Raw genomic sequence first — 10,383 nt, forward strand, 5'->3', positions numbered from 1 at the left:
CTAGTTTTAGGGGAGCAGCATATATTGAGGATATCCAACATTTAAACTACAAAGAACGATTTACTTTTATTCGAGGTAGAGAGAAAGCTATATTAGATATAGATTATAATGATAAAGGTTTTTTTGGAAGAATATTGCCTTTACAAAAAATGTGCAATAGTCTTGTATTATTAAATGATCTTCAAGAAGCTTTTAATCAATTAAAAAAACAAGATTATGTCTTTCAAAGAGATTAAAGAACTAAGAGCTAATGGGAAGCTCCAAGAAGCTTTAGCGTTAGCGTTGCATAATTATTCTACGGACAATAATAATATATGGAATCTAAGAGCATTATCTTGGGTCTATTATGATTACTTGAAGTCAAATGCAGAGCCACTTAACAAAGATGGTTTTTTAGAATATTTAACTAAGATAGCCGAATTAGAACTACCTGCTGATGAAGTTATGTTTTTCGAAACTGTTACTTGGCCTATTTCATCCGTGATACGTATGATGGCTAATGAACAGCCTGTTAACTATAACTTTATCCTTCAAATATTTAATATTATTAAAGCACATCTGTCCTAAATAAATTTTAGGATTGGATTTCTGTGGTACAGGCATAGCTTTTTTCATCATTTCGATATTGACCCCTATTTTTCAATCTGCGAAGATCTTTAGCTGTCCCTTTTTTCCTTTTATAGGCGGCCTGATAAAGGGATCATCTATCCATTGCCAGATGTTTATTTTCACGAAGATATTCATTCTGATGAATGCGACCAGATTGGACAGGTTCCAGTCATATTTGGCCTTTTTTTGTAAGTATTTTAACAGTAATATGCCAATGAGTGAAGTCCAGATCTGGATCATCACTGCATTTTCAGAAGTCCCTATGAATGTCGATACTTTTAAGCGCTGCTTTAGATGCTTGAAGAAGACTTCGATATGCCAGCGTTGTTTATAGATGTTTGCCACCAAAGAAGCCTTCCACTTCGTATTATTGGTCAAAAAGTGGTACTCATTGCCAGTGGTGCTGTCCCAAAAGTGGACTAGGCGTAGCGGCTTGCCGTTGTATTTATTGCAGGCAGCACCGGATAGCTCAATGAGCTCATCCTTAAGGATCCCCTTTTCCATGAGTGCTTCACTCTGATAGGACTTGATAACCTTGTACTTCATATTAACTTTACTCCTGGTAACGAAGTAACACCCCCTGCTGTCCAAATCCCCAAGCCAGCTGTAATCCACGTAGCCACGGTCCACTACCACCACGCTTCCCTTGGAAAAACTGTAACTACCGGCTCGCTGGCTCTCATGTACTTTTCCATCGGTAATCTGCATAAAAACAGGTAGGCAGCCATCATAATCCAAGACAGTGTGCAGCTTTACGGCACCTTTGGTGCTGCGAAACTTTGCCCAGTCAAATACAGATAGACATAAGGGGATGATGCTTGCATCCATCAGATATACTTTACGCTTTAGCTGACCAAGATCTTTGCGAAAATGGGTGTCCTTTTGCCAAAGCCTATCCAAAACAGAATAGTAAAGATCTTTGAAAAGTTCATGGGTACGGTGTGTGTTGATATAGGATATATTAGACTTACTTGGAGCTCTTACTACACCTAAGTGGTTCAGATTACCAGTGGTACTGCGTAGACCGTTACTAATATCACGAACCGAATCTGCCGAGGAAAAATGACAGAAAAGCATACTGACTAGATGCGTCCAGCTGTTGATCCCTTTCTGATGTTTGTCACTTTTGTGCTTTGAAACCAAATCTTTGAATAATTCGCGGTCGATAAGAGATAAAATCTGACTAAAAACATTTAAATTTATCATGGCGGTGTGTTATAATTTTGCAATTTAAATATAGCAACTTTGCTATATCCAATCACCGCCACTTTTTAAACGTTTAGGACGCAAGTGTTATTAAAGATTATCAATTTGCAAAACCATCAAAGACTTATACTGTGCTATTGGGAGCACTTCATAAGGCATTTAAAGATAGCAGAGATTATTTAGATATAATTGATTGGTGGGGACTAAAAAACCTTTTACCTGAGGATTATAAAGAAACTACTTTCAACAATCGAAACATCATGGCTTTGGCCGAACAAGTTTATATAGCTTATGCTAAGGCTCTATTGATGCAATCAAATCCAAATAGGGCGTATATGGATTATGATGCCTATTTGCATAAAGTACAACAGTTTATGCCAAAATTGGATAAGATTATTTCTGATAATCCTTCTTATGTCTATCCAAGTTTTTTTAAAGCTAAATTGTTATTGGCTCAAGGTAGTAGTGAGGTAATGCAAACATTTATACCTTTTGCTAAGCAAAAGAAAAATGACTTTTGGGTTTGGCAGTTGATGGCGGAGATATACAAGGATGAACCAGATATTGTTTTTAGTTGCTATTGTAAGGCCTTGTCTCTTCGGACTCCAGATGAATTTTTGGTAAGAATAAGACAGTTGTTTGCTGATTTATTAGTCGGAAAACAGCTTTTTGCAGAGGCTAAAACGGAAATTGAAGCTATTGTAAAGGTAAAAAATCAATCAGGAGCTAAATTACCAAACCAAATAATAGCTTGGCAGAATACTTCTTGGTATAAAGATACTCATGCTTTAAAAAATAATGTGGCACTTTATCAAAAGCACCAAAACAAAGCCACTGACTTATTATTCAAACATGATCCAGAAGAACTTATTGTGGTGGAGTTTGTAAACTCTGAAAAGAGAATTGTCAATTTTATTAAAGACAAAACGAAAAGCGGATTTTTTAAATATGATTTTACATTGAAAAATCCTAAGATAGGAGAGCTGTATCAAGTTCGAATGCAGCATATTAAGGAGTCCATGTATAAATTGTTGACAGCTCGTAAAGATCACACGTCTATGAGTGAAGTGTTAAAAATTGTTTCAGGAATAATACGTGTTAGTCCTGCTGGCTTTGGATTTGTAGATGATGTTTTTGTTGATAAGTCTTTTATAAATCATCACAATATCAAAGATGGTAGCAACATTCAATTGAAGTCAATATTGTCTTTTAATAAGAAAAAAAGTTCCTGGGGCTGGCGTGCTATTGATGTGGTAGTATAGGTAGATTTATTGTAATAAGTTATTAGCTCTTATACGAAAGGTATAATGAAGGATAATAAGGTGATTTTTAATTAGAATTACCTGTTTTTCCTATTGCTTAATCCACTAAAATAAACTATTTTAAAGCACGAAACGAAAGATTGTTAACTGTATCATTATTAGGTAAATGGCCATTAAAAAATCCGAATTATATAGCTCGTTGTGGGCATCTTGTGACGAATTACGTGGAGGCATGGACGCCTCGCAATACAAAGATTATGTGCTTACGATGTTGTTCGTGAAGTACATTTCTGATAAATACAAAGACGATCCCTTTGGGGCGATTACCGTTCCTGATGGTGCAACCTTTGACGATATGGTGGATTTGATTGGAAATCCAGAAATTGGCGATAAAATCAATAAGCAAATTTTAAACCCGATTAAGGAAGCCAATAAACTGACTGATTTCCCTGATTTTAACGACGAAAACAAATTAGGAAAAGGAAAGGATTTGGTGGATACGGTCTCGAACTTGGTGCGCATTTTCAACGATCCGAGTTTGGATTTTGCGAAAAATTCTGCCGAAGGCGATGATATCTTGGGCGATGCCTACGAATATTTGATGCGTCACTTTGCGACAGAATCGGGTAAATCAAAAGGTCAGTTCTATACGCCTGCCGAAGTATCGCGTGTATTGGCTAAGGTGATTGGTATTTCGCCAGCCAATTCCTCGAATCAAACCACGGCCTATGACCCAACTTGTGGTTCTGGATCGCTCTTATTGAAAGTAGCCAATGAATCGGGGAAAAACATTACCCTTTACGGACAAGAAAAAGAAACGACAACCGCCAACTTGGCGAAGATGAATATGATTCTGCACAATAGCCCAACGGCCGAAATTGTCGCAGACAATACCTTAACGCGTCCGGCGTACAAGGAAACCGATGGTAGCTTAAAGCGTTTTGATTACGTGGTAGCCAATCCGCCGTTTTCGTTAAAAAGTTGGAGCAATGGTGTGAGTGTGGATAGCGATGAATTTGGTCGCTTCGAATTGGGAGTGCCACCGGAGAAAAATGGCGATTATGCCTTTTTGTTGCACATCATAAAATCGTTAAAAGCAACAGGTAAAGCCGCTGTGGTATTACCGCATGGGGTTTTGTTCCGTGGAAATGCCGAGGGCGAAATCCGTAAAAACATCTTGAAGAAAGGCTACATCAAAGGGATTATTGGTTTACCTGCCAACTTGTTTTACGGTACGGGTATTCCGGCTTGTATTATTGTGTTGGACAAGGAACATGCCGAGCACCGCAAAGGGATTTTTATGATCGATGCGAGCAAAGGCTTTGTGAAAGATGGCAACAAAAACCGTTTGCGTGAGCAGGATATTCGTAAAATAACGGATGTATTTTCAGCGCAGTTGGAAGTACCGAAATATAGCCGTATGGTGTCGATGAGTGAAATTGCCGATGCCAAGAACGATTACAACTTAAACATTCCGCGTTATATCGATACGCAGGAAGCCGAAGATATACAAAACATAGAAGCACATTTGTTGGGTGGTATTCCCGAAGCCGATATGGCGGGATTGGAAGCCTATTGGCAAGTGTTCCCAGGGTTGAAAAACGATTTGTTTGAAACTTTACGTCCGGGTTATGTGGCGTTGAAAGTAGCACCAAACGAATTGAAACAAGGTATTTTTACGCATCCCGAATTTGTGGCGTACAACCAAACGATACAAACGGCTTACGAGCAATGGTTGAACCAACAAAAAGCGCAATGGGAAAACCTAAGCGAAGGAGCGCATCCGAAGGAAGTGATTACCGAAAGTACCGCCGCTTTGTTTGGGACGATGACCGATACGCGTTTGATTGATACCTACGATTTGTACCAACATTTGATGCAGTATTGGAACGAAACCATGCAAGACGATGTGTACACGGTAGCGATGGACAGATGGAAAGCCGGTGCCGAATACGAGCGTTTGGTGGTAAAAGGCAAGCCCGATAAAAACGGAAAAACCAAAGCCGATAAAGAAATTGCAGGTTTGGCAGGAATTGCAGGACGAATGATTTCACCTGATTTGTTGATTGAAACTTATTTTGAAGCCGAAAAACAAGCGATTGCCGAACAAGAAAATGTGGTAGAAACAGCACAAGCACGTTTAACCGAAATAGAAGAAGAACAAAGCAGCGAAGAAGGTTTATTTGCCGATTTGGAAAAAGTAAATTCAACCGAAGTTGCTAAGCTAATAAAAGATAAAACGCGTGCATGGAGTGGGGCCGAAATGAGCGTTTTAAAAGAATACATTGCTCAGGCGGATGCCATTAAAAAAGCCAATGCCGAGATTAAAAAATTGAATACAGAACTGGAAGCCAAAGTCTTAGCTAAATACCCAACGCTTAGCGAAGCTGATGTAAAACAATTGGTGATCCACCGCAAATGGCAAGGCGCTTTGGCACAAGCCTTAACGCAAGAGCAAGAAAAAATTAGCCAAAACCTAACGGGTCGCATAAAAGCCTTAGCCGAACGCTACGCGGTTACTTTACCAAGCTTGGAGGCTGAGGTTCTCGAAGCCTCGAATAAAGTATTGTCTCACCTGAAACAAATGGGCTTATCATGGTAAAGGATATGAAACAAACAGAAATTGGCTTAATCCCTGAGGATTGGGAGGTGAAAGAATTAGGTGATTTTTGTGATACTTATTCAGGTGGAACTCCAAACTCTAGTATTAGTGAATATTATAATGGTAATATACCTTGGATTAGTTCTGGTGAATTGAATAAAAATATCATAAGATATACTGATTCATTTATAAGTGAAAAAGGTCTGCAAAATTCTGCCTCAAAATTAGTTGAGGAAAACACTTTACTAATAGCTATGTATGGTGCTACAGCAGGAGTTATTGCAATTTCTAAGATTGTTGGAGCAATCAATCAAGCAGTATTGGCAATTAAAAATGATGTCTCAAAATCAAACAACATCTTTTTAAAAAATTTTTTAGATTATAAAAAAGAATGGATTTTATCTACATATACACAAGGTGGTCAACCAAATTTGAACCAAGAAATTATAAGAAAAATTCAAATCCCGCTACCACCCTTAGCCGAGCAAGAAGCCATTGCAAATGCTTTGAGTGATGCCGATGCGTGGATCGAAAAATTGGAGCAAATCATCACCAAAAAACGCCTCATCAAACAAGGTGCCATGCAAACTTTGCTTACTCCTAAAGAAGACTGGGAAGAAAGGTCAATTTTTGAAATTGCAGATTGCAAGAGAGACTTATTTAATGATGGAGATTGGATTGAATCTGAACATATCAAGGATGAAGGTATAAGACTAGTTCAAACAGGAAATATTGGAGTTGGTAAATTCTTAAATAAATCAAATAAAAAATACATCTCTGAAAAATCATTTTCAGAGTTAAAATGTAAGGAATTGTCAGAGGGAGATTTACTTATTTGTCGATTAGCCGAACCTGCTGGTCGTGTTTGTTTGTTTCCAAAAACTGAAGATTATAAATCTGTTACATCGGTTGACGTTACTATATTCAGACCCAATGAATCGAAATATGACAGAAGATTTCTGTTATATAGTTTATCAACTGAAAACTGGTTTAAAGATGTTATTGAACAAGTTGGTGGTACAACACATAAAAGAATCTCTAGAGGTAATTTAGGAACATTAAAAATAAAACTTCCCAAATCCCTTTCCGAGCAGGAGCGTATAGCAACAATTTTATCGGATATGGATGCCGAGATCGAGGCTTTGGAGCAGCAATTGGGCAAAGCTCGCCACATCAAACAAGGCATGATGCAGGAGCTCTTGACGGGGAAAACGAGGTTGGTGTAGATAAAAAATATTTATGAAATGAAAAAACTTGGCACTAATCTTTATACTATAGCCGAAATCGTAAATGCTGGAATTAACGTTTTCGAAATCAAGAGTTATCAGCGTGGCTATAGGTTTAAGTTTTCTAAATAAAATTTTTTAAATGAAAGATAATATAGCCGAAATAAAATCCATAGAAGACTTTTTGAGTATAGAAGCAATACGTATACCCGAATACCAAAGACCTTATAAATGGACTTCTAAAAATGTGCTACAATTAGTAGATGATATACATACGTTTCGACACAAAAGTCATTATCGTATAGGTACTATCGTTATTCATATAAATAACATAAATGAAAATGGAGTAGAACGTATATCTTATGACATAGTTGATGGTCAACAACGCTATTTGACCTTGAGAATATTGATTTATGCGCTACAAAAGCAAGTAAGTGATAATCCAAGATATCAAAATCATACGAAGGAGTTTGTAAATGCTACATATAATTGCTTAAAAAAAGTACCGATTACTTTTCGACACAAGGTATCTATTGAAAATATAAATTCGAATTACAAAACGATTCAACGTGCCATTCAGCATTTTGATGATCAAACCATTGTTCAATTTATAAAAAACTTTCAAGTAGTCGTTTTCTTTATTTATGACGAAACCGAAGCATTTCAATTCTTTGATTCACAAAATTCTCGAGGTAAAGATCTATATCCTCATGATTTATTAAAAGCTTTCCATTTAAGAGAGTTTGATCCAAGTGAAAAAAGTATCCAACACGAATTCATAGATCAATGGGAAAAGTATTCAACAGCGAAATTACATGAGTTGTTTTCTGAATATTTGTTCAGGATAAAAGGATGGAGTAATAGCCGTTCGTCTCGCTATTTTAGAAAAGAACAAATAGAAGGATTTAAAGGAATTAGCATTAGTAAGATTGAAGAATATCCTTACGTAAAAAGTTTACAAATTGCTCATCACTTAGTAGATGGATACAACGCCAACATTGAACGGAAAATAGATAAACAAAAAATGAACTTTCCGTTTCAGATAGATCAATTAATGATAAATGGGCGTAGGTTTTTTGAGTACATCCATTATTATTTAGGAATAAATGAACGATTTAAAAAGGACTATTTAAAACCTATAAGTACTTTGGATAGTGATTGTACAAGGGCCGAATATCTTGTGAAAATCGTCTATAGAAATGATTATAGTTACCGTGATGGAGAGTCCTATTTAAAAGATTTGTTTGAATGTATAACGATTTACTATATCGATAAATTTGGCTCAGCAGAAATTGAAGCGTTTATAGAAAAAGCATTTGTTTGGTGTTACTTTCTTCGTTTTGAGTTCCAACGAATAGGTTTTGATAGTATTGATAAATATGTACTTAATAACAATTTGTTTTTAATCGTTAAAAATGCTTTTCAACCTAAAGAAGTGATTAAAGCTGCATTTTTAAATGTACCGAGTTTACAGAAGGTTATTGATTTTGAAAATTCAAATTCAAGAAGAATGGACAAGCGAATTGTGAAATTTTTTAAAGAAAATAATTACTATGCAAACTAATCAAAGTGAACTTGTAAATCTAAGCATAGGAGAATTATTCTTAGGAGACGATGCTTATTTAATTCCTATTTATCAGCGTAATTACGAATGGGAAGACAAACAGATTATTCAACTTATAGAAGATATAAAGGATTATTACCTCGAAGAATCAAGTAAAAATTATTACATAGGTACTTTAGTTGTCAATGTGCGACGAGAAAATCAATCATTTTTTTATGAAACAATTGATGGACAGCAAAGGCTTACAACGTTTAACTTAATAATGTGCGCGCTGCGCGAATTAAAACGAGAACAACATGACATCACAGGTTATGATAAACAATTAAAGACAAATATTAGTTTTGAATCTCGCAGTATATCGGTTAAGACAATTGAATATATTTATAACAATGGTACAGCACAACCCAATTTTCCAGAATTCAACGAGAACATTATCAATGGAATCGCTATCGTAAAAGCACAGTTGTTAAAGTTGTTAGAATCGTTTTCTTCAGATACAAAAGAGATTCAATTACAAAATAAATCCTTTCAAGGTTTCATAGATTATCTATTTCAAAAAGTAATTATTATTCGTGTTCAAGTTCCATTAGACACAGATTTGAATCATTATTTTGAAATAATGAATTCTCGAGGCGAGCAATTAGAAAAACACGAAATTCTTAAAGCTCGAATGATGAATGAGCTAAATGGATTGGATAATTCTTCAAAGCTTAGAAAGTCTTTTCATTTAATCTGGGATGCATGTTCACAAATGGAGAACTACGTTCAATTATTATTTCCAAAAAAATACAGAACAGCGGTATTTGGCGATCGATGGTTTCAGTTTATACCAACATCAAGTGATGAATTATACAGATTATTATCAAATGATAATAGTGATATTGAACAAGTTACTGTAGGACTAAATTTTGATGAAATCATTGATACAAATGATGAATTATCATTAAAGCATAAAATTGACTCTTTTCAAAATGAGGAAATAGTTAACGAATCTGATTCAAATCAATATCAGCCTGTAATCAATTTTGAAAATTTTCTATTACATGTTTTAAAATTGATGCTATCTGATAGTTCCGAGATAAGTTTGGATGACAAAAGACTTTTGAGCTTTTTTAAAAAAGCACTAGATAATTCTGCCGATAAATCGCGATTTGTACTTGATTTTGGCTATATGTTATTAAAGACCAAATTTTTACTTGATCATTATGTTTTGAAAAGAAAATATTTACCAGGTGAGGATTTTTGGACATTAGAAGCATTGAAATTCTATCCTAAAATAGATGGAATACGAGATAAAGAATCTTATAATTATATCAATACTTACCATGAAAAATCAATAAATGACGAACTCATATTATTGTTATCAATGTTTCATGTATCCACACCAACATTAGTCTATAAGTATTGGTTGTTAGAAGTGTTAATGTTTCTTCATAAATCTTATGATTTTGAAAAGAACATAGCTTCATTAGAAAATCCAACTAATATAGATTCAATTACATATAAAGAAAGCTTAATTAAAATTGCAAAGAAGTTTTTGAAATTTAGATTTTTAAATAAAAATCAAGAAGTAGGATATGATAAAATACTTTTGAATGACTTAGAAAATTTAGAAGCAGATTTTGATGACAGTTTACTATCCTATGGGAAAGTAAGAAACAATTTAATTTTCAATTACATTGATTATCTCTTATGGGTGAATAAAAAGGATGAATATAAAGATTTCGCATTTTCTTTCAGAAGTTCAGTAGAGCACTATTATCCTCAAAATCCAATTAGCGGAGAAAAGTTAGAAGATGAAAATATATTAAATTGTATTGGAAATTTATGTTTAATATCTCATAGCAATAATTCAAAATTAAGTAATTATTTGCCTCAAGCTAAAAAAGAACTAAGCTGCGCCCGTTTGTTTAG

General features: G+C 35.0%; 8 protein-coding genes. 7 read left to right on the forward strand and 1 reads right to left on the reverse strand.

What is annotated here, in order from left to right:
• Nucleotides 1–236 (forward strand): hypothetical protein (locus tag B2O97_RS15380; protein ID WP_286767650.1); only part of this gene is annotated, 236 nt, incomplete at its 5' end.
• A complete protein-coding gene (locus tag B2O97_RS15385; protein ID WP_286767651.1) occupies nt 217–567 on the forward strand; it encodes a hypothetical protein in 351 nt (116 codons plus the stop codon). The genes B2O97_RS15380 and B2O97_RS15385, both read left to right, overlap by 20 nt.
• A gap of 72 nt (nt 568–639) precedes the next feature.
• On the opposite strand, the gene B2O97_RS15390 is transcribed toward B2O97_RS15385, so the two are convergent.
• A complete protein-coding gene (locus tag B2O97_RS15390) occupies nt 640–1,815 on the reverse strand; it encodes an IS4 family transposase (RefSeq protein ID WP_286767652.1) in 1,176 nt (391 codons plus the stop codon).
• Between the two features lie 137 nt (nt 1,816–1,952).
• On the opposite strand from B2O97_RS15390, the gene B2O97_RS15395 reads away from it, so the two are divergent.
• The 5 genes from B2O97_RS15395 to B2O97_RS15415 form a co-directional block, all read left to right on the forward strand.
• Entirely contained in the window at nt 1,953–3,077 is a 1,125-nt protein-coding gene (locus B2O97_RS15395; protein ID WP_286767653.1) for a DUF7017 domain-containing protein, read from the forward strand.
• Between the two features lie 166 nt (nt 3,078–3,243).
• Nucleotides 3,244–5,679 carry a type I restriction-modification system subunit M gene (locus B2O97_RS15400; protein WP_286709333.1) on the forward strand — a complete coding sequence of 812 codons (2,436 nt, stop codon included), beginning with the start codon at nt 3,244–3,246 and terminating at the stop codon, nt 5,677–5,679.
• Between the two features lie 5 nt (nt 5,680–5,684).
• Nucleotides 5,685–6,905, forward strand: a complete 1,221-nt coding sequence (locus B2O97_RS15405; protein WP_286709332.1) for a restriction endonuclease subunit S — start codon at nt 5,685–5,687, stop codon at nt 6,903–6,905.
• A gap of 142 nt (nt 6,906–7,047) precedes the next feature.
• The gene (locus tag B2O97_RS15410; protein WP_286709331.1) at nt 7,048–8,469 is read left to right on the forward strand and encodes a DUF262 domain-containing protein; all 1,422 of its coding nucleotides are present in this window, start codon (nt 7,048–7,050) and stop codon (nt 8,467–8,469) included.
• Nucleotides 8,459–10,383 (forward strand): DUF262 domain-containing protein (locus tag B2O97_RS15415; RefSeq protein WP_286767654.1); only part of this gene is annotated, 1,925 nt, incomplete at its 3' end. The genes B2O97_RS15410 and B2O97_RS15415, both read left to right, overlap by 11 nt.

Source organism: Sphingobacterium sp. UBA865, from assembly GCF_002295765.1.
GTDB classification, from domain to species: Bacteria; Bacteroidota; Bacteroidia; order Sphingobacteriales; family Sphingobacteriaceae; genus Sphingobacterium; species Sphingobacterium multivorum.